Source organism: uncultured Amnibacterium sp., assembly GCF_964245895.1.
In the GTDB taxonomy this organism is placed as follows: domain Bacteria; phylum Actinomycetota; class Actinomycetes; order Actinomycetales; family Microbacteriaceae; genus Amnibacterium.
Genome location: NZ_CAXTOQ010000053.1, coordinates 1 through 19625 on the forward strand (window position 1 = coordinate 1; position 19625 = coordinate 19625).

At 73.0% G+C, this 19625-nt stretch carries 19 protein-coding genes and 1 pseudogene; 16 read left to right on the top strand and 4 right to left on the bottom strand.

The window, feature by feature from the left end; genetic code table 11:
* The 10 genes from kdpA to ACFE60_RS09345 all read left to right on the top strand — a co-directional run.
* Positions 1 to 1001, top strand: a 1001-nt coding sequence (gene kdpA, locus ACFE60_RS09300) for a potassium-transporting ATPase subunit KdpA (protein WP_375388574.1), incomplete at its 5' end; no start/stop codon positions are given.
* Positions 998 to 3142: a potassium-transporting ATPase subunit KdpB gene (gene kdpB, locus ACFE60_RS09305; RefSeq protein WP_375388575.1), complete on the top strand. Its 2145-nt coding sequence runs from the start codon at positions 998 to 1000 to the stop codon at positions 3140 to 3142. The genes kdpA and kdpB, both read left to right, overlap by 4 nt.
* A gap of 89 nt (positions 3143 to 3231) precedes the next feature.
* Positions 3232 to 3837, top strand: coding sequence for a potassium-transporting ATPase subunit KdpC (kdpC, locus tag ACFE60_RS09310; RefSeq protein WP_375388576.1), 606 nt, complete (start codon positions 3232 to 3234; stop codon positions 3835 to 3837).
* 31 nt (positions 3838 to 3868) lie between these two features.
* Positions 3869 to 6370 (top strand): ATP-binding protein, encoded by a 2502-nt coding sequence (locus ACFE60_RS09315; RefSeq protein ID WP_375388577.1) that lies wholly within the window; start codon positions 3869 to 3871, stop codon positions 6368 to 6370.
* 11 nt (positions 6371 to 6381) lie between these two features.
* Positions 6382 to 7062 carry a response regulator gene (locus ACFE60_RS09320; protein WP_375388578.1) on the top strand — a complete coding sequence of 227 codons (681 nt, stop codon included), beginning with the start codon at positions 6382 to 6384 and terminating at the stop codon, positions 7060 to 7062.
* A gap of 204 nt (positions 7063 to 7266) precedes the next feature.
* On the top strand, positions 7267 to 7857 hold the full coding sequence (locus tag ACFE60_RS09325) for a DUF6611 family protein (RefSeq protein WP_375388579.1): 591 nt from the start codon (positions 7267 to 7269) through the stop codon (positions 7855 to 7857).
* A 286-nt stretch (positions 7858 to 8143) separates the two neighbouring features.
* A complete protein-coding gene (locus ACFE60_RS09330; protein WP_375388580.1) occupies positions 8144 to 9958 on the top strand; it encodes an amino acid transporter in 1815 nt (604 codons plus the stop codon).
* 43 nt (positions 9959 to 10001) lie between these two features.
* Positions 10002 to 10967 carry a helix-turn-helix domain-containing protein gene (locus ACFE60_RS09335; RefSeq protein ID WP_375388581.1) on the top strand — a complete coding sequence of 322 codons (966 nt, stop codon included), beginning with the start codon at positions 10002 to 10004 and terminating at the stop codon, positions 10965 to 10967.
* 153 nt (positions 10968 to 11120) lie between these two features.
* Positions 11121 to 11441, top strand: a complete 321-nt coding sequence (locus tag ACFE60_RS09340) for a hypothetical protein (RefSeq protein ID WP_375388582.1) — start codon at positions 11121 to 11123, stop codon at positions 11439 to 11441.
* Positions 11442 to 11653: 212 nt separating this feature from the next.
* Complete coding sequence (locus ACFE60_RS09345) at positions 11654 to 12592, top strand: helix-turn-helix domain-containing protein (protein ID WP_375388583.1); 939 nt, start codon at positions 11654 to 11656, stop codon at positions 12590 to 12592.
* Positions 12593 to 12608: 16 nt separating this feature from the next.
* Here the strand turns inward: ACFE60_RS09345 and ACFE60_RS09350 are convergent, their stop codons facing one another.
* The gene (locus tag ACFE60_RS09350) at positions 12609 to 12944 is read right to left on the bottom strand and encodes a hypothetical protein (protein WP_375388584.1); all 336 of its coding nucleotides are present in this window, start codon (positions 12942 to 12944) and stop codon (positions 12609 to 12611) included.
* Positions 12945 to 13109: 165 nt separating this feature from the next.
* Entirely contained in the window at positions 13110 to 13433 is a 324-nt protein-coding gene (locus tag ACFE60_RS09355; RefSeq protein ID WP_375388585.1) for a hypothetical protein, read from the bottom strand.
* 146 nt (positions 13434 to 13579) lie between these two features.
* Between ACFE60_RS09355 and ACFE60_RS09360 the strand changes: the two genes are divergently transcribed.
* The 6 genes and pseudogenes from ACFE60_RS09360 to ACFE60_RS09385 form a co-directional block, all read left to right on the top strand.
* Positions 13580 to 13936, top strand: a complete 357-nt coding sequence (locus ACFE60_RS09360) for an ATP-dependent DNA ligase (RefSeq protein WP_375388586.1) — start codon at positions 13580 to 13582, stop codon at positions 13934 to 13936.
* A gap of 57 nt (positions 13937 to 13993) precedes the next feature.
* Positions 13994 to 15175: an adenosylhomocysteinase gene (locus ACFE60_RS09365; protein WP_375388587.1), complete on the top strand. Its 1182-nt coding sequence runs from the start codon at positions 13994 to 13996 to the stop codon at positions 15173 to 15175.
* Positions 15176 to 15290: 115 nt separating this feature from the next.
* Positions 15291 to 15437 carry a hypothetical protein gene (locus tag ACFE60_RS09370; protein ID WP_375388588.1) on the top strand — a complete coding sequence of 49 codons (147 nt, stop codon included), beginning with the start codon at positions 15291 to 15293 and terminating at the stop codon, positions 15435 to 15437.
* Between the two features lie 37 nt (positions 15438 to 15474).
* Complete coding sequence (locus tag ACFE60_RS09375) at positions 15475 to 16437, top strand: nucleoside hydrolase (RefSeq protein WP_375388589.1); 963 nt, start codon at positions 15475 to 15477, stop codon at positions 16435 to 16437.
* Between the two features lie 37 nt (positions 16438 to 16474).
* A complete protein-coding gene (locus tag ACFE60_RS09380; protein WP_375388590.1) occupies positions 16475 to 16771 on the top strand; it encodes a DUF2277 domain-containing protein in 297 nt (98 codons plus the stop codon).
* 100 nt (positions 16772 to 16871) lie between these two features.
* A pseudogene (locus ACFE60_RS09385) lies at positions 16872 to 17159 on the top strand (cupin domain-containing protein); the annotation flags it as partial.
* Positions 17160 to 17214: 55 nt separating this feature from the next.
* Here ACFE60_RS09385 and ACFE60_RS09390 read toward each other — a convergent pair.
* Both ACFE60_RS09390 and ACFE60_RS09395 read right to left on the bottom strand, forming a co-directional pair.
* Entirely contained in the window at positions 17215 to 18336 is a 1122-nt protein-coding gene (locus ACFE60_RS09390; protein WP_375388591.1) for a helix-turn-helix domain-containing protein, read from the bottom strand.
* An 83-nt stretch (positions 18337 to 18419) separates the two neighbouring features.
* A complete protein-coding gene (locus ACFE60_RS09395) occupies positions 18420 to 19271 on the bottom strand; it encodes a YsnF/AvaK domain-containing protein (RefSeq protein WP_375388592.1) in 852 nt (283 codons plus the stop codon).
* Positions 19272 to 19625: the final 354 nt, after the last annotated feature.

A 19625-nucleotide genomic window follows, 5' to 3' on the forward strand; every position in this document is an offset into this window, starting at 1 on the left:
TCGGCACGAACGGCGGCGGCTTCTTCAACGCCAACTCCGCGCACCCGTTCGAGAACCCCACCGGCTTCTCGAACCTCTTCGAGATCCTGCTGCTGCTGCTGATCCCGTTCGCGATGCCCCGCGTGTTCGGGATCATGGTCGGCGACAAGCGGCAGGGCCGGGCGGTGCTCGCCTCCATGGTGACGCTGCTGACCCTCTTCACGGCCGCGATGGTCGCGTTCGAGGTCTCCGGCGCCGGTGCGGCGACGAAGGCCGCCGGCGCCGCGATGGAGGGGAAGGAGCAGCGCTTCGGCGTGCTCTGGTCCGTCCTGTTCGCGTCGTCCACCACGGCCACGTCGACCGGTGCGGTCAACTCGATGCACGACTCCTTCACGCCTCTCGCCGGGATGATGACGATGCTCAACATGATGCTCGGGGAGATCGCGCCCGGCGGTGTCGGCACCGGGCTGTACGGCTTCCTGGTGATCGCGATCCTCGCGGTCTTCCTGGCGGGCCTGATGATCGGGCGCACCCCGTCCTACCTGGGAAAGAAGATCGGCACCCGCGAGATCACCTTCGCGAGCCTCTACCTGCTCACCACCCCGACGATCATCCTGATCGGGCTCGGCCTGACGTTCGCGATCCCCGCGGTCGCGGCGGACGTCGCGAAGACCTCGATCTGGAACCCCGGCCCGCACGGCTTCTCCGAGGTCCTGTACGCCTTCACCTCCGCCGCGAACAACAACGGCTCGGCGTTCGCCGGGCTGACGGCCAACACGCCGTGGCTGAACGCCGCGCTCGGGGCGGCCATGTGGCTCGGCCGCTACCTGCCGATCGTGTTCGTCCTCGCGCTCGCCGGCTCGTTCGCGAGCCAGGAGTCGCACGGCACGGCGGAGAACGGCGGGCTCGTCACGCACCGCCCGCAGTTCGTCGTCCTGACGGTGGGCACCGTGCTCATCGTCACCGCCCTCACCTACCTCCCGGTCCTCGCTCTCGGACCCCTCGCCGAAGGACTGGCATGAGCACCGTCACCCCTGAATCGCCGGAGTCCGGCGCCCTGGAGCAGCACCAGGACCTGCGTCCGCCCTCGGGCGCGTTCACCCCGTCGCAGCTGGTCAGGAACCTGCCCGACGCGGTCCGCAAGATGTCCCCGCGGCACCTGGTCCGCAACCCGGTGATGTTCATCGTCGAGGTCGGCGCCGCGCTCACCACAGTGCTCGCGATCGCCCTGCCGTTCCTCGGCGGCGGCGGCAGCACGATCGGGTTCACCTGGGCGATCGCCGTCTGGCTGTGGCTCACCGTGCTGTTCGCCACGCTGGCGGAGGCGGTCGCGGAGGGCCGCGGCCGCGCCCAGGCCGCGTCGCTGCGCGCCACCCGCACCACCACGTCGGCCACCCGCGTCCGCGGCTACGACGCCGCTGCGGACCCGGCCGCGACCGCCGCCGAGACCGAGACGGTCGCCTCCGCCGACCTGCGGCAGGGCGACGTGGTCGTGGTGGTCGCCGGCGAGGTGGTCCCGGGCGACGGCGACATCGTGTCCGGCATCGCCTCGGTCGACGAGTCGGCGATCACCGGCGAGTCCGCGCCCGTGGTGCGGGAGGCGGGCGGCGACCGCAGCGCCGTCACCGGCGGCACCCGGGTGCTGTCGGACCGCGTCGTCGTGTCCATCACGTCGAAGCCGGGCGAGACGTTCGTCGACCGGATGATCGCCCTCGTGGAGGGGGCCGTGCGGCAGAAGACGCCGAACGAGCTGGCGCTGTCGATCCTGCTCTCGACCCTCACGATCATCTTCCTCGTCGTCGTGCTCGCCCTCGGCCCCGTCGCCGGGTTCCAGGGCGCCGAGCCCGGCGTCACGGTGCTCGTCGCGCTGCTCGTCTGCCTGATCCCCACGACGATCGGGGCGCTGCTGTCCGCGATCGGCATCGCCGGCATGGACCGGCTGGTGCAGCGCAACGTGCTCGCCACCTCCGGTCGCGCGGTCGAGGCCGCGGGCGACGTCACCACGCTGCTGCTCGACAAGACCGGCACCATCACCTACGGCAACCGGCGCGCCGTCGCCTTCCTCCCGGTGCCCGGCGTGGAGGAGCGCCGGCTGATGGAGGTCGCGGCGCTGTCGTCGATCGCCGACCCGACGCCCGAGGGCGCCAGCGTCGTCGAGCTCGCGGCGACGATGGAGTACGTGCCGACGGAGCGGAGCGGCCGCACGGTCGTCCCGTTCACCGCGCAGACCCGCATGAGCGGGCTCGACGAGGCGGACGGCAGCGCGCTGCGCAAGGGCGCCGCCGCCAGCGTCCTGACCTGGGTGCGCGAGCAGGGCGGGGTCGCTCCGGCGACCGCCGCCTCGCTCGACGACCTCGTCCGCTCCATCTCGGAGCAGGGCGGCACCCCGCTCGCCGTCGCCGAGCGCGACGCCGACGGCACCGCACGGATCCTCGGCGTCATCCACCTCAAGGACGTCGTCAAGACCGGGCTGGCGGAGCGCTTCGCCGCGCTCCGCGCGATGGGCATCCGCACCGTCATGGTCACGGGCGACAACCCGGTCACCGCCGCCGCGATCGCGAAGGAGGCCGGCGTCGACGACGTGCTCGCCGAGGCGACGCCCGAGGACAAGCTGGCCCTCATCCGGCGCGAGCAGGAGGGCGGCCGGCTCGTCGCGATGACCGGCGACGGCACGAACGACGCCCCCGCGCTCGCCCAGGCGGACGTCGGCGTCGCGATGAACACGGGCACGTCGGCCGCGAAGGAGGCCGGCAACATGGTCGACCTCGACTCCGACCCGACGAAGCTGATCGACGTCGTCACGATCGGCAAGCAGCTGCTCATCACCCGCGGCGCGCTCACCACGTTCTCGATCGCGAACGACGTGGCGAAGTACTTCGCGATCATCCCCGCGATGTTCGTCGGGGTGTTCCCGGGGCTCCAGGCGCTGAACGTCATGCAGCTGCACTCGTCGTCCTCGGCGATCCTCTCCGCGGTGATCTTCAACGCGCTGGTGATCGTCGCCCTCATCCCGCTCGCCCTCCGCGGCGTGCGGTACCGGCCCTCCTCCGCCTCCGCGCTGCTGACCCGCAACCTGCTGGTCTACGGCCTCGGCGGCGTGATCGCCCCCTTCATCGGCATCAAGCTCATCGACCTGCTCGTGAGCCTGATCCCCGGCTTCTAGACCACCCCAGCGCGCGCTCGCCGCTCTCCGCAGACGACACCCCGTCAGGGCTGCAGGGACCGGCGAGCGTGCGCTCGAGAAAGGCACCGATGTCCACCATCCTCACCCGCGGCCCGGTCCGCATCTGGACCGCGGCCCTCGGCCTGCTGGTCCTCACGACCGCGGCGACGATCGTCTACACGCTCGTCGTGACGGCGATCGGCCAGGTCGTCCTGCCATCCCAGGCGAACGGGACGCTCGTCACCTCGGGAGGGAAGGTCGTCGGCTCCGCGCTGATCGGCCAGTCCTTCACCGACAAGAAGGGGAACGCGCTGCCGCAGTGGTTCCAGTCGCGGCCCTCCGCGGCCGGCGACGGCTACGACGGCGGCGCCTCCTCCGGCAGCAACCTGGGCCCGAACAACCCGGACCTGCTGAAGGCCGTGATGGAGCGGAAGGAGGCGATCGCGAAGGACGACGGCGCCGGTGCGATCCCGGCGGACGCGGTCACCGCCTCCGGCTCCGGCCTCGACCCGCACATCTCGGAGGCGTACGCGCTGCTGCAGGTGGACCGGGTCGCGGAAGCCCGCGGGATGTCCGCCGCCGCGGTGCGCGCGCTCGTCGAGCGCTCCGTCCAGGCTCCGGACCTCGGGTACCTCGGCCAGCCCACGGTGAACGTGCTGCAGCTGAACATCGCGCTCGCGCAGTCGGGGTCGTGACGAAGGCGCCGCACGCAGGATCATGAACGGTGTGCACCGCGGTCGACTGCTCGTGTTCCTCGGCGCCGCGCCCGGCGTGGGCAAGACCTTCGCGATGCTCGAGGAGGCGCACCGGCTGATCGAGCAGGGCACGGACGTCGTCGCAGCGGTCGTGCTCGACCACGGCCGCAGCGCGACCGCCGCGATCGCCCGCGGCATCGAGACGGTGCCGCCCCGCATCGTGCAGCACGGCGGCATCGTGCTGGAGGAGGTCGACCTCGACGCCGTCCTCGCCCGGAAGCCGCAGGTCGCGCTGGTGGACGAGCTGGCGCACACGAACGCGCCGGGCTCCGCCCACGACAAGCGCTGGCAGGACATCGACGACCTGCTGGACGCCGGCATCGACGTGCTGTCCACCGTCAACATCCAGCACATCGCGTCTCTGAACGACGTCGTCGAGCGGATCACCGGCATCCCGCAGCGCGAGACGATCCCGGACCAGGTGCTGCGGCACGCGGACCGCATCGAGCTGGTCGACCTCGCGCCGCAGGCCCTGCGCGATCGCCTCTCCGCCGGCAAGGTCTACCCCTCCACCCGCGTGGACGCGGCGCTCTCCAACTACTTCCGGCTCGGCAACCTCACCGCGCTCCGCGAGCTGGCGCTGCTGTGGCTCGCGGACGAGGTCGACAGCGCCCTGCAGCGGTACCGGGTCGAGCAGGGCATCGACACCGCATGGGAGGCGCGGGAGCGCGTCGTCGTCGCGCTGACCGGCGGCCCGGAGGGGGAGACGCTGATCCGCCGCGGCGCCCGGATCGCGGCGAGGTCGGGCGGCGGCGAGCTGCTCGCCGTGCACATCTCCAGCGAGGACGGGCTCGCCACCCCGGACCCGCGGTCGCTCGCCGCGCAGCGGGTGCTGGTCGAGCAGCTGGACGGCACGTACCACCAGGTCGTCGGCGAGGACATCTCGAGCGCGCTGATCGGCTTCGCGCGCGCGGTGCACGCGACGCAGCTGGTGATCGGCGTATCCCGCCGCTCCCGGCTGCTCGCGCTGCTGACCGGGCCGGGCACCTCCGGGCGCGTCATCCGGGCCTCGGGCGACATCGACGTGCACATCGTCACCCACAGCGCGGCCGGCCGCCGCTCGAGCCTCGTGCCCAGGGGTCGCGGCGCGCTGTCGGTGAAGCGGCGCGTGCTCGGGTTCGTGCTCGCCCTCGTCGGCGGGCCGCTGCTCACCCTGCTGCTGTCGGCGACGAGGACCGGCGACAGCCTGACCGCGGAGGCGCTCGGCTACCAGCTGCTGGTGATCCTCGTCGCCCTGGTCGGCGGCGCCTGGCCGGCGGCGTTCGCCGCGGTGCTGTCCGGCCTGACCCTCGACTACCTGTTCGCCGAGCCCCTCTTCACGTTCACCATCTCGCGCCCGACGCATCTCATCGCCCTGTTCATCTACCTGATCAACGCGCTGCTGGTCAGCGTCGTCGTCGACCGGGCGGCGCGGCTCACCCGCATCGCGCGGCGTTCCGCCAGCGAGTCGGAGGTGCTCGCCACGGTCGCGGGCGGCGTGCTGCGCGGGGCCGACGCCGTGGAGGCGCTGCTGGAGCGGACCCGGGAGGTGTTCGGCATGGCGGCCGTCCGGCTGATCGCGGACGGCCGCTTCATGGAGGAGCACGGCGACCCGGACGCCTCCGGCGAGACGAGCCGGGTGCGGGTCGACGACCGGTTCGAGCTGGAGCTCGTCGGGCGCCGCATCGACGCGTCCGACCGGCGCATCCTCGACGTCATCGTCACCCAGCTGGCCGTCGCGCTCGAGCACCGCACCCTGACCGACGCCGCGAAGCGCCTCCAGCCCCTCGAGGCGGTCGACCGGGTCCGCTCGGCGCTGCTCGCCGCGGTCGGGCACGACCTGCGCCGCCCGCTCGCCGTGGCCACCGCCGCGGTCACGAGCCTGCGCACGCCCGGCTCCCGGCTGTCCGACGCCGACCGCGGCGAGCTGCTGGACAGCACGGAGCGCAGCCTGGACACGCTCGCCCGGCTCGTCACCGACCTGCTCGACGTCAGCCGGGTGCAGGCGGGCGCGCTGGCGGTGTCGCTGGAGTCGCTCGACGTCGCCGACTTCCTGCCCGCCGTGCTCGGGGACCTCGACGCGGGGCCCGGCGACGTCGAGCTGCACGTGCCCGACGCGCTGCCGCCCGTCCGCGCCGATCCGGTGCTGCTGCAGCGGGTGCTGGTGAACCTGCTGTCGAACGCGCTGCGATACTCGCCGGAGGGCACGCCTCCCGAGCTCTCCCTCTCCACCTTCGGCGGCCGCCTGCAGGTGCGGGTCATCGACCACGGTCCCGGCGTGCAGGGCGAGCAGCGGGTCCGGATGTTCGAGCCGTTCCAGCACGACTCCGACACCTCGGACTCCGGCGGCATCGGGCTGGGCCTCGCGCTCTCCCGCGGCTTCGCGGAGGGGATGGGCGCGAGGCTCGAGGCCGAGGACACCCCGGGCGGCGGCCTCACGATGGTGCTCGACCTGCCGGTGGACGCGACCGTCCGCGAGCCCACGGACGCGTGAAGGGACGGGCGATGAAGATCCTGGCGGCGGACGACGATCCGCAGATCCTGAAGGCGCTGCGGATCATCCTCGCCGCGCACGGCTACGAGGTCGTGACGGCGCGGGACGGCAGGGAGGCGATCCAGGCCGCCGCCCACGACCTGCCCGACCTGATCCTGCTCGACCTCGGCATGCCGGGGATCGGCGGGGTCGCCGTGATCGAGGCCGTGCGCGGCTGGTCCAGCATGCCGATCCTCGTGGTGTCCGGCCGGTCGGACACCGCGGGCAAGGTCGATGCGCTCGACGCCGGCGCGAACGACTACGTGGTGAAGCCGTTCGCGACGGAGGAGCTGCTGGCGCGGATCCGCGCGCTCACGCGGCGCTCGCCCGAGTCCGCCGCGGCGCCGACCGTCGCGTTCGGCGAGGTGGTCGTCGACCTGCCCGCGCGCCAGGTGAAGCGGGCCGGCGTCGACGTGCGCCTGACCCCGACCGAGTGGGCGGTCCTCGAGCAGCTGATCCGGAACCCGCGCCGGCTCGTCACGCAGCAGACGCTGCTGACCAGCGTGTGGGGCCCGGCGCACACCCGCGACTCCGGCTACCTCCGCATCTACCTGGCTGCGCTTCGGAAGAAGCTGGAGCCCGTGCCCGCGCAGCCGCGCTACCTGATCACCGAGCCGGGCATCGGGTACCGATTCGTCCCGGAGGGCGACTGAGCGCACGGAGCACTTGAGCAGGAAGAATCACCGACGGCAGGAAGAAGCCGCCCCGATCCTCCTGCTGAAGCGAGTTCTTCCTGCTGAAGTGCTCCGACCGAGCGCACGGTCCGCCGTAAAGGATCCGTATCGATCCGGGCCCGGGGCGTTCGGATCCCGTCAAGACGGCCGCCGGCCCGTGCCTCCCGGCGGTACACCGGGCTCATGTCGATCGTGTCGCGGCGCCGTGCGGCGCTGCCGCCGGCCCGCTGGGACCGGGCTGCCGCTCCGAAGGGACCCGGGTTGCCGGGCCGCGCTCTCCGCCGGGTGCTCGAGGGACCGCACGAGTGGGGCGACCTCGAGATCTGGACGAGCCGCTACGGGTACACCGGCTGCTGCCTGGTGGTCCACCCGCCGGGGACGACGCGGCGGGAGCGGATCCGCTACCGGCTGCTGCGCGGCTGGCCGCCGATCGGCATGCTGCTCGGCGTCCTCGTGCTGATCGTCTCGGCCCATCACCTCCCGCTCGGCGTCGCGGTCCTGGCCGGAGGCGCGGCGTACGGCGCCGGCGCGCTCGGTCTCGCTCGGCTCGCGGGACCGGCCAGGAAGCGGATCCGCACCCTGCAGACCTGCCGAGGCGACGACGGCACCGACGCGCTCGACCGCGGGCCGCAGCAGCTGCTCGACCGGCTCGCCGCGCGGCTGCTGGACGCGGAGCGCCGCCGTCGCGCGGGCGGGCTCGACGCGGTCGGCTTCGAGGCCGTCTGGGGCGACGTCTGGCACGAGCTGGGCGCGGGCCGCTCCACCGCCCGCTGAACCGCCCGCGACGACCAGCGACGCCGCACCGACCCGGAGGAGGAGCACGACGGACGAGACGACCACCCCCGACGCGAGCGCGCCCGCCACCGGACCGATCGACCCGGGCGCGTGGGCAGCGGGCCGGCCCGGGCTGCCCGACCAGCGCGTCGTCCCGGACGCGTGCGCGGCACCGCAGCGGCAGCGCGGGCGCCTGGCGCGGTGGGCGCTGCAGGGTGCCGGGGAGGCGGGCAGGCACCAGGGCCCGCACGGCAGCGCCCAGCAGACGCACCCCTGGCTGCGGGTCATGTGCCTCACCGGCGTCGACTACTTCTCGACCCTCGGCTACCAGCCGGCGATCGCCGCGCTCGCCGCCGGCTTCGTCTCGCCGATCGCGACGCTCGTGCTGATCGCTTTGACCCTGCTCGGCGCGCTGCCCGTGTACCGCCGGGTGGCGAGCGAGAGCTTCCGGGGCGAGGGCTCGATCGCGATGCTCGAGCGGCTGCTGCCCTGGTGGGGAGGGAAGCTGTTCGTGCTCGTGCTGCTCGGCTTCGCGGCGACCGACTTCATGATCACGATCACGCTGTCCGCCGCCGACGCCGCCGCGCACGCGGTGGAGAACCCGCTGATGCCGGCGGTGCTGCACGACGCGCAGGTGCCGCTGACGCTGCTGCTGGTCCTGCTGCTCGGCGCCGTGTTCCTGCGCGGGTTCCGGGAGGCGATCGGCATCGCCGTCGTGCTCGTCGCCGTCTACCTGGCCCTGAACGCCGTGGTGCTCGTCACCGCCTTCCTCCACGTGCTCGGGCATCCGGCCCTGGTCGGCGACTGGGGCGCGGCGCTGCTGCGGCAGAACGGCGGGAACCCGCTGCTCGTGGTCGGGGTGGCGCTGATCGTCTTCCCGAAGCTCGCGCTGGGCCTCTCGGGCTTCGAGACCGGCGTCACGGTGATCCCGCAGATCCGGGGCGACGCCGCCGACGCCACCGGTCGCCCGGAGGGGCGGATCCGCGGCGCGAAGCGGCTGCTCACCACCGCGGCGATCACGATGAGCGTGTTCCTCATCACCTCCAGCCTCGCGACGACGCTCCTGATCCCGCAGCGGGAGTTCCAGCCGGGCGGGCAGGCGAACGGCCGAGCCCTGGCGTACCTGGCGCACGAGTACCTCGGCCCGGTCGTCGGCACCGTCTACGACCTGTCGACGATCGCGATCCTCTGGTTCGCGGGCGCCTCCGCGATGGCCGGGCTGCTGAACATCGTGCCGCGCTACCTGCCGCGGTACGGCATGGCGCCGACCTGGGCGCGCGCGGTGCGGCCGCTGGTCATCGTGTTCACCGTCATCGCGATCGGGATCACGATCGCGTTCGACGCCGACGTCGACGCGCAGGGCGGCGCGTACGCCACCGGGGTGCTGGTGCTCATCACGTCGGCCTCCGTCGCCGTCACCCTGTCGGCGCGGCGGAAGCGGCAGCGGAAGCGCACGGTGGGATTCGGCGTCGTCTCCCTCGTCTTCGCGTATACGACGGTGGCGAACGTCATCGAGCGGCCGGACGGTCTGCGGATCGGCGCGCTCTTCATCGTCGGGATCCTGCTGATCTCCTTCGTCTCCCGGCTGCGGCGCTCGTTCGAGGTGCGGGCGACGAGCGTGACGTTCGACCCCGTCGCGCTCGGGTTCCTGGAGGAGGCGGAGGACTTCGGCGAGATCCACCTGGTCGCGAACGAGCCCGGCTCCGGCGACGAGGCCGAGTACCGCGCGAAGGCGAGGACGGAGCGGCACGACAGCCACATCCCCGGTCGCGCATCGATCATCTTCCTCGAGGTGCGGAAGACCGACTCCTCCGACTTCGAGGAGGACCTGGTCGTCACGGGCGAGGTGCGGCACGGCTTCCGCGTGCTGAAGGTGCGCAGCGGCAACGTGCCGAACACGATCGCGACGGTCCTGCTGCAGATCCGCAACCTCACCGGCGTCGTGCCCGAGATCTACTTCGAGTGGACGGAGGGCAACCCGATCTCCAACATGGTCCGCTTCCTCATCGCGGGGGAGGGGGAGGTCGCCCCGGTCACCCGCGAGGTGCTGCGGGAGACGGAGCCCGACATCCGCCGTCGGCCCACGGTGCACGTGAGCTGACGGCGCTGCGGGCAGGGGCGGCTGCGTGCTCTACCGTGCTCCGATGGTCGACCTGCTCCTCCGCCAGCAGTTCCGGGCCGACGACGACGAGGCGGCGACCGTCGCGGCGCAGGCCGTGCTCGGCGCCGGCACGGTCGTCGTCAGCGACGGCGAGTCGCTCGACTACCAGCAGCAGTCGCTCGTCGACGACGGCATCTCGGTCACGCGGATCATCTCGACCGGATCGGGCGTCGAGCTGCGGGCGGTCGACTCGCCCGACCTGCTGGTCTTCTCGGTCCGGGACGGCGAGGTGCTGATGCGCCAGGGCGCGACCGCGGTCACCCTCGCCGCGAACGAGATCGGCGTGGTCCCGCTGCGCGGCGCCGCGTCGCTGCGCTGGGAGCGCGTGACCCTGGACGTCTTCTCGTTCCCGCGGGCGTCCGTCCGGCAGCTGCTCGGCCGCAGCCTGCAGCTGACTTCCCTGCGCTGCGCGCGGGTGAAGCCCTCGTCGGAGGTGATCACCGGCCTCTGGCACCGCACCGCCGCGACCCTGACCGGCGAGGTGCTGCAGCGGCGCGAGCTGTTCGAGAGCGACGTGATCCGGGAGCAGGCGATCGGTGCGCTGCTGGGGGTCGCGATCGAGGCGTTCGGCATCGTCGACGACGTCGAGGACGCGGCGGTCTCGGACCGCGACGTGCTCGACCGCGCCGACGCCTACATCCACGCGCACCTCTCGGAGCCGATCTCCATCCCGGACGTGGCGATCGGCTGCGGCGTCTCCGTTCGAGGACTCCAGCTGGCCTTCCGCCGGGCCGGCCGCGGGACGCCGCTGCTCCACCTCCGTCAGGCGCGGATGGCCGCCGCCCGTGCGGCCCTCGCCGCCGCGGCTGGTGACCGGTCGGCGACGGTCGCCTCGGTGGCGAAGCGGCTCGGCTACACCAACCTCGGCCGGTTCAGCGCCCACTACCGGGAGGCGCACGGCGAGTACCCGCTCGAGACCCTGCGGGTGGCGGCCTCCGGCGCGACCTGACCAGCGGTGGATCGGGCCGCTGGCCGGTTCGCGAAGCACCGTGGCCAGGTCGCGCATCGCTCAATCTCTGAAGCACTTCGCTCGTAGTCTTGTTCGAGACCGCTCCCCGCTCCCGGCATCGTTCGGCGCAGGCGGAGGCAGAAGGGCTCGACGATGACGACGACGTTGACCGACGCCCTTCCGGGCGTCGAGCCGGAGTGGGTCCAGCAGCAGACGCGGCTGTGGGCCGGGCGGGTCGACGGCAGGCCGGTCGGCACCATCGAGCGCGGCCGCCGCTACACCTACGTCGACGTCGACGGCGTCGCGCGATCCGGCCACCGCACGCTGTCCGCCGCCCAGGCCGCCTGGCGCGGGTCGCTGCCGGCGCCGGTCGCGAGGGTGTGGCCGATGGTGCGCGCGTTCCTCGCCTCCGCCGGTGTCGCATCGGTCTGCGTGGGCGTGCTGCTCACGATCGCGCTGCTCGCGCAGCGATGAGCCGGCGTGCCTCGCAGCGGGTCGCTGCGGTCGATCCGGTGCGCTCCCCGTCGTCAACGGCGACGGCGGGGAGTGCTCCGACGGCATGAGGTCGTCCTGATCCGACGCCTGGTCGCGCCGGACCGGACCTCGTACATTGGTTCGGTGGCGAACCGAGAGCCGGGATCCCCGCGGCCGGCCGCCGGCGATCCGCGGCTCGACGGAGCCCGCGGATGACGGTCGTCGACGAGACCGTCCGCGCCGACGACATCGACGAGGCGGAGCAGCTGCTGCACCGGGTCTACCCCATCGCTCGCTTCCAGGAGTCCGCCCGGCCGTTCCGCTTCGTGCAGCAGCTGCGGGGCGACGAGCGGGTCGCGATGGCGCGGTTCGAGATCGCCTCCCGCACCGAGGTGCACGTCGACTTCCGCCGGACCCTCGCCGTCGGACAGCTGCTCGGCGGGGCATACCGCGCGGTCTCGAACGACGATCGGCTCGACCCGGCGGGACCGTTCCTGTTCCGGCCGGGGGAGGGGCGGTCGTGGTCGGAGTCGCTGGATCTGCTCGTGGTGAACTTCGACCAGGACGCCCTCGAGACGTTCGCGGCCGCGGCCGGCGGACTCACCGCGGCGACGCTGCGGTTCCATCCGCCGGCGCCGATGACCTCGGCGAACCGGGTGCTCTGGACGGAGACGGTCGCGTACGCGCGCCGTGCGTTCAGCGAGGCGAGCCACCTCCACAACGACCTGCTGCGCCACGCGACGGTGCAGATGCTGTGCGCCGCGGTGCTCGCGGTCTTCCCGATCGAGGTCGTCGGGTCCGAGGACGCGCCGTACGCCGATACCGCGCTGCCGTCCGCGGTCCGCCGAGCGCTCGCCTACATCGACGAGCACCTGCAGGAACCGATCGGCCCCGAGGAGATCGCGATCGCGGCGCGGATGAGCGTCCGCGGGCTGCAGGCGGCGTTCCGGCGGCACCTCGACTCCAGCCCGACCGCGGTGCTGCGCGGGGCTCGGCTCGCTGCGGCGCGGGCCGACCTGCTCGCCGCGGACTTCGGATCGGTGAGCGTGGCGACCGTCGCGCGCCGCTGGGGATTCCTGCACCTCGGCCGGTTCGCCGCCCAGTACCGGGAGGCGTTCGGCGAACGTCCCGGCGACTCCCTGCGGCGCTGAGCGGCGTCCCGGGCACTCAGTCGTCCGACGCGTCCCAGACCCCCACGCCAGCGATGTCCTCCGCCGAAGCCGTGCGCTGCCCGCGCAGGTGGGCGATGCGCGAATGCAGGTACTGCTCGGCCTTCGCGTTGTCGGGGGAAGGAAGGCTGGAGGTGGTGGTCTCCGCGACGATGGCGGTCCCGCCGTTCAGCAGGAACGTGGCCATGACCTCATCGCCGTCCGCACCGAACGCGTGGACGTCGATGCTGTCGGCGGTGCTCTCCTGCCCGAGCAGCGCGGCGTACTCGATCAGCAGGTCGATGACCTCGTCCCCGGCCAGCAGGGACTTGTCCGCGATCATCACGTGCTTCATCCGCCGAACGGTACGGCGCCGCTCCGCCGTCCGCGCCCCCTTGACTCGGCCGCGCTCGGCGCGCGGTGGCCGTGACCCTCGCGTAGTGGTTCCACCCGGCGCGGAGGGGTGGAGGTGCCGCGCGACGGCGTGAGGATGTCGCGCACGTCGCCTCCGTCGGCCGCGCTAGGAGACGGCCTGATCCTGCGGACCGCCGTCGATGAGGTGGAGCGGGCCGTCGAGCGCCCGGATGCGCGCTCGGATGCCGCTCGCCGCCGCCTCGGCTCCGTCGACGACCACGCCGGGTGGCGAGGGGAAGGTCAGGGAGCTGATGTGGATCGTCGGGCCGAGCATGAGGGTCAGCTCCTCGCCCCGGCCGTCCACGAGCACCGGGATCGTCACCGGCTCGTAGCGGCCATAGCGGGCTATCGCGATCGCGAGCTGGATCACCGCGTCGGCGACGGCGTCGTCCGTCGCGACGGCGACCCCGTCGTAGCTGATCCGTCTCATCCTCGAACGTCCCTCGCACCGTCGATCGGTGCTGTCTGTCTACGCCTCGCACGGTGAGAAGGGGAGGACTTGTGGGCGACTTTGACGCAACGGGGACATGATGTGCGTCGAGCGGCTACCGAAAGCGGTTCTCGATCGGAGGGGCTATGGGCAGCATCAGCTGCGACGGCAGGGTCGTGGAGTTCGACGACCCGCTGCTGGCGCACCTCCAGGTCGTGATGGTGCAGAAGTTCCGGGCCGGCGAGCCGTTCCTGCTGTCCTGGCTCGACGCGCTGGACGAGGGCGACGGCAGGAGCTCGATCTGGTTGACCCCGCATGCCGTGGTGCACTTCAAGTTCGCCGGGTCCCGCGCTCCGGCGATCGACCGGGAGTGGCTCGAGCTGCTGTCCCAGTCGGCGTCCAGCGGATCCGGGCTGATCGTCGTGAACGCGAAGGGCGAGCTGCAGCGGGCGGCCGGGCAGCCCCGTACCGCAGGGTTGCGCGGTGCGGGCAAGCCGCACTGACCGAGGGGGTGGTCGCTCCTCGGCTTCCCGGGCGCATGTCCGCGGTACAACAGGGCGATGACGGGACAGGTGCTGCAGCCTTCGGGCGATCCGGCGATCGACTGGGCGGCTCGGCACATGCCGCTGCTGGCGGCGACGTTCGCCGAGCAGGGGTCCGCGCTCTCGGGGCTGCACGTCGGCATGACCATCCACGTCGAGCCGAAGACCGCGGTGCTGTGCCAGTGGCTGCTGCAGGCGGGCGCGCGGGTCACGCTGACCGGCAACATCGGCACGACCGTGCCGGCGACCGCGGACGCGCTGCGCCGCCTCGGCGTGGAGGTCCTCGGCGAGCGCACCGACACCGCCGCGGATCGTGACGCGCACCTGCGCACGATCCTCGACCGGCGGCCCGATCTGATCCTCGACAACGGCGCCGACCTGATCCTGCGGCTGGCGCAGGGCGCACCTCCGTCGGAGCGGTTCCTGGGGGCGACCGAGGAGACGACGACGGGCGGCATGCACATCCGCGCGCTGCCGGCGGAGCCCGACTTCCCGGTGATCGTGATCAACGACAGCCGCCTGAAGCTGCTGATCGAGAACGAGCTCGGCGTCGGCCAGAGCATCGTGCAGGGCTTCATGAACGCGACGAACCTCATGCTGCCGGGGCTGCGTGTGGGCGTCGTCGGCTACGGGCCCTGCGGCAAGGGCACCGCGGACACGCTCCGCAGCCTCGGTGCGACCGTCCTCGTCGCCGACCTCGACCCGTTCCGTCGGCTCGATGCCATCGTGCGCGGTCACGCCGTCGTCGATCTGCCGGCCCTGCTGCGCGGATCGGACGCGGTCCTGCTGGCCACCGGGGCGCGGGACGTGATCCAGGAGCAGCACCTCCCGCTCCTCCGGGACGGCGTGGTGATCGCCGGAGTCGGGCACGAGGGGCTCGAGATCGACAAGGCCGCGCTGCGTGCCGCGTCCGTCGAGACGGTGTCGCTGTCGCCGGCGGACGGGGACGCGGACGCGCGCGTCCTGCATCGCCTCGCCGACGGCCGCGAAGTCGTGGTGCTGCACGACACGAACATGCTCAACCTGACCGCTGCGGGCGGGAACCCGATCCAGGCGATGGACCTCGGGCTGTCGCTGCAGGCGCAGAGCCTCGCCGTGATCGCGCGCGGGGAGGCGGACTGGCGCGGCGCCCGGGCGGTGCCGGACGCCGTCGATCGGCACCTCGCGTCGGAGCTCGTGGCGCTGCTGTCCGAGCGGTGACGGGCGGCGGTCGGCGCAGCCACGACGCGCCCGCGTCCAGCACATCCGGTTCAAGTTCTGAGCCGATTCGCACCGGAGCGGGGTGGAATGGCCTCCTCGACGACGAGGAGGCCTTGTGCCGGACATCGACATCCATGACATCCAGGAGCTGACGAGGACCGGGCCGATCGCGGTCCAGGCGCCGCGGGCCGTGCGCCTTTCCGCCGGCGAACGTCGCTCGCCGAAGGCTGCGCCGCCCGCCGAGCCCGCGTCGCGCGGCTGAGCCGCTGCCGGCTCGCTGCCGGCACGACACTGAGCGGGTGGACGAGACGCTCGCGGGCCCCGAGAAGATCGTGCTCGACTGCGATCCCGGGCACGATGACGCGATCGCCCTCCTGCTGGCGCACGGCAGCCCGAGGATCGAGCTGCTGGCGGTGACGACCGTCGCCGGCAACCAGACGCTGCCGAAGGTCATGCGGAACGCGCTGTCCGTGGCGCGGATCGCCGGGATGACGGGCGTCCCGTTCGCGGCGGGCGCCGACCGGCCCCTCGTGCGCCCGATCCGGCTCGCGCCCTCCATCCACGGCGAGAGCGGGCTGGACGGGCCGCAGCTGCCCGAACCGAGCATCCGACTCGACCCGCGGCACGCCGTGGACCTGATCATCGACATCGTGCTGGAGCACGAGCCCGGCTCCGTCACGCTCGTACCGACCGGGGCGCTGACGAACATCGCGCTCGCCGCCCGCATGGAGCCGAGGATCGTGGATCGCGTGAAGCGCGTCGTCCTGATGGGCGGCGCCGTCCAGGGCGGCAACTGGAGCCCGGTCGCCGAGTTCAACATCGTCATCGACCCCGAGGCCGCGGCGATCGTGTTCGAGGCGGGCTGGGACGTCACCATGGTCGGCCTCGACGTCACGCACCAGGCCCTCGCGACCCAAGAGGTGGTCGAGCGGATCCGCCGCATCGACACCGCGCCGGCCCGGTTCGTCGGCGAGCTGCTCGACTTCTTCGGATCGACCTACCGCGACGCGCAGGGCTTCGAGCACCCGCCCGTGCACGACCCGTGCGCGGTGGCGCATGTGATCGACCCCGGCGTGGTCCGGGCGACCCGGATGCCGATCGTCGTCGAGACCGCGGGCGTGCACACCCTCGGGATGACCGTCGCGGACCGGCGGCGCCCGGCGCCCGTCGGCTGCCGCACCTCGGCCGCGCTCGAGCTGGACCACGCGCGCCTCTGGGACCTGATCGTCGACGCGCTGGAGCGCATCGGCGACCCCGGGTGACCGCGGAGCTCCGCCCGGCCGGGGGATGATGGCGCGCATGTGCCGGAACATCCGCTGCCTCCACAACTTCGAGCCGGCGACGACCGACGAGGAGGTGCGCGAGGCGGCGCGCCAGTTCGTCCGGAAGGTCAGCGGCTCGACCCACCCCTCCCGCGCGAACACGCCCGCGTTCGAGGCGGCGATCGACGAGATCGCGCTCGCGACCCGGCGCATGCTGGACCAGCTGGTCACGGCCGCGCCGCCCAAGAGCCGAGAGGTGGAGGCGATCAAGGGCCGGCAGCGGCACGAGCAGCGCATGGAGCGGGAGGTCCGGATCCGCACCGCGGCGGTCTGAGCCCGGCGGTACGCTCCCGCGGTGCCGGGCGACGTCGTCAACCTCCGAGCAGCGCTCGACTCGAGCCGAGCCGTGGCAGCCCCACCGGCTCGCGACCGTCAACGACTACGACGTGAAGGTCGTGAAGCTGCTGGGCGAGTTCGTCTGGCACGCCCATCCCGACACGGACGAGCTGTTCCTCGTGACGAGCGGCGAGCTGGTCATCCAGCTGCGCGACCGCGACGTCGTCCTGGGCCCGGACGACGTCTTCGTCGTCCCCAGGGGCGTCGAGCACTGCCCGCGCGCCGACGGCGAGGTGCGCGCCCTGCTGATCGAGCCGCGCGGCACGGTCAACACGGGGGACGCCGGCGGCGACCGCACGGCCCCCCTCCGCGAGCTCGACGGCTGACGCGGCGGGAGGGCCGCTTCGCGCGGTGACCGTGACCTCCGCGCGGTGGGTCGACCTACCGCGCGCCGGTCGGAGTACCGCGCGACGTGGAGGAGGCCCCGTCGACCGCGACCGCGGCGCCGGTGGCGTCGTTCGGGCCGGGCGCGCCGCCGCTGCCGAAGCGCGGCTCGACCTGCACCAGGTCCGCCTCGTTCGCGGCGCCGGGCGGGGACGGCGCGGTCGATCCCGCGCCGCGGACGCGCTGGAGGGTCGCGCTCGGCGCCTCCCCGTACTCGCTGCGGTAGTGCGTGGAGAACCGGCCGCTGTTCGCGTAGCCGAACCGGCGGGCGATGTCCGCGATCGTGGTGCCCTCCTCCGCCTCCGCGACCAGGGCCGAGCGGGCCGCCTCGAGCCGCAGCTGGCGCAGGTGCAGCAGCGGGGCGACGCCGAGCTGCCGGTGGAACGCCATCTGCAGGCCTCGGATGGAGACGCCGGCGGCCTGCGCCACCTCCGGCACGGAGATCGGCTCGGTGAGGTGCCCGCGCATCTCGGCGATGGCACGCCGGATCACCACGTCATCCCGGTCGGACGCGTCCTCGGCGTAGTCGGACAGCTGGAACGCCTCCACCACCACGGCGGTGAGCGCGTCGACCGTCGCGGCGCGGACCAGGTCGCGCGCGTAGACCTCGGGCGTGCCGAAGACGCTCGAGGTCAGCAGGGCCGCGGTCCGCCGGAAGTACTCGCCGAGCTCGGGGGAGCACGGGTCGATCCGCGGCGCGTGCAGGCGGACCGTGCTGCGCGGCACGCCCAGCAGCCGGGCGAGCGGCGCGGCCGGGATCGCGAACAGCTGCAGCCGCGCCGCCGACCAGCGCAGCTCGGCGTCCGCACCGATCGGGACGAGCCCGATCTGCTGCTGGGCGAGCCGCAGCCGCATCCCTCCCGCGGTCAGCGCCGCCTCGCCCTGCTCCACCGCGACCACCAGCAGCTCCGCCGCGCCGCGGACGCGGAGCCGAACGCCGTCGCCCGACGAGCGGATGCTCGAGACGGTGATGCCGTCGTCGACCAGGGAGACCTGCTCCCAGGTGAGATCGCCCGCGCGGGTGCTCACCTCCGCCGATCCGAGCACGGCGCGCATGGCGGTGGTCGCACCGACCGCGTCGGTCGCGTCGTAGTGCAGACGGAGCAGGCTGTCGACCACCGTGGGAGGGTAGCGGCGCGATGTGACGCGGAGCGGGGAGCGCAGGATCTGCGCTCCCCGCTCCGGGGTCGATGGAGGGTCGGTCAGCGCGTGCTGCGGTCGGCGCCGTCGACGTCGATCTCCTCGTGGGCGACGTCCTCGGTCACCCGCTGCTGCTCGGTGACGGTGTCGGTGTCGAGGCGCACCCGCTCGACGGGGACGGTCTCCTTCTGCACGACGGGACGCTCCTCGGTCAGGACGACCTCGTGCTCCTCCTCGCTGAGGTCCGGGCCGTCGAGCGCGTCGCCGCGGTTCGCCTCCGTGATCGGCTCGCGCTCGAGCCGCACCTCCTCGTGGCTGACCGGCACGGTCACGGTCTGCTGCTCGGTGACGACGTGCTTGCGCAGCCGCACGCGGTCGGTCTCGACCTGCTGCGTGCCGACGCGCAGCCGCTCCTCCGAGCGGGTCATCGCATCGTCGGTCGTCGGGCCGGACGTGTCGTGCCCGACCGTGCCGCGGTCGGTGTCCAGGTCGCGAGTGGCGTCGCGGTCGAGGGAGGCGTCGCGGTCCAGGCCGGTGGTGGTGCTGCGGTCCGCGTCGGTGAGCCCGGTCGTCGAGCCGCGGGTGCCGGAGGCGGTGCCGCCCGCATGGCCGTCGTAGTAATCGAAGATCGAGCCCTGCTCGTCGTCCGAGATCGAGCCGTCGGCGTCGACGTTCGGGGCGTTCTTGATCGTCGCCTTGTCGTAGGCGACGCGCAGCTCGCCGTCGCTGAAGTCGGCGGACCGCAGGGGCACGAACGACTCGTGGGTGCCGAACAGGCCCGTGTTGACGGTGACGAACAGCGGCTGGGCGCCGTCGTCCGAGACGTAGACCTGGCCGACGGAGCCGACCTTGTCGCCGTCGCGGTCGACGACCTTGGCCTTGGCCAGGGCGTCGATGTCGTTGGTGGTGATCATGGTGTTTCCCTTCGTCGTGACGGACGGGTCCGTCACCTCGAACTCGGTGGGCGCCGTTCAGGCGCCGGAGGGGTAGCGACCCCGCCGATAACGGAGCGTCCTGCTGCTGGGCGCGGTCTGAACTCCGACCGGACGCAGGCTGAGCCTGCGCGATCGGTCCGACCTGTTCGGCAGCGGGCCGTGCAACGCCTCCGAAGGGTCCCGGCCGGCGATCGCTCGCGGTACCGCCTCCGTACGGTCTCGGCGTGACGGACAGCAGCACCACCGAACCGACCGGCTCCGCCCACCCCGCAGCCGGATCGTCGCGCCTCTCCTCGCCCCGCACCGATTCGGAGACGGAGGGGATGCGCGTCG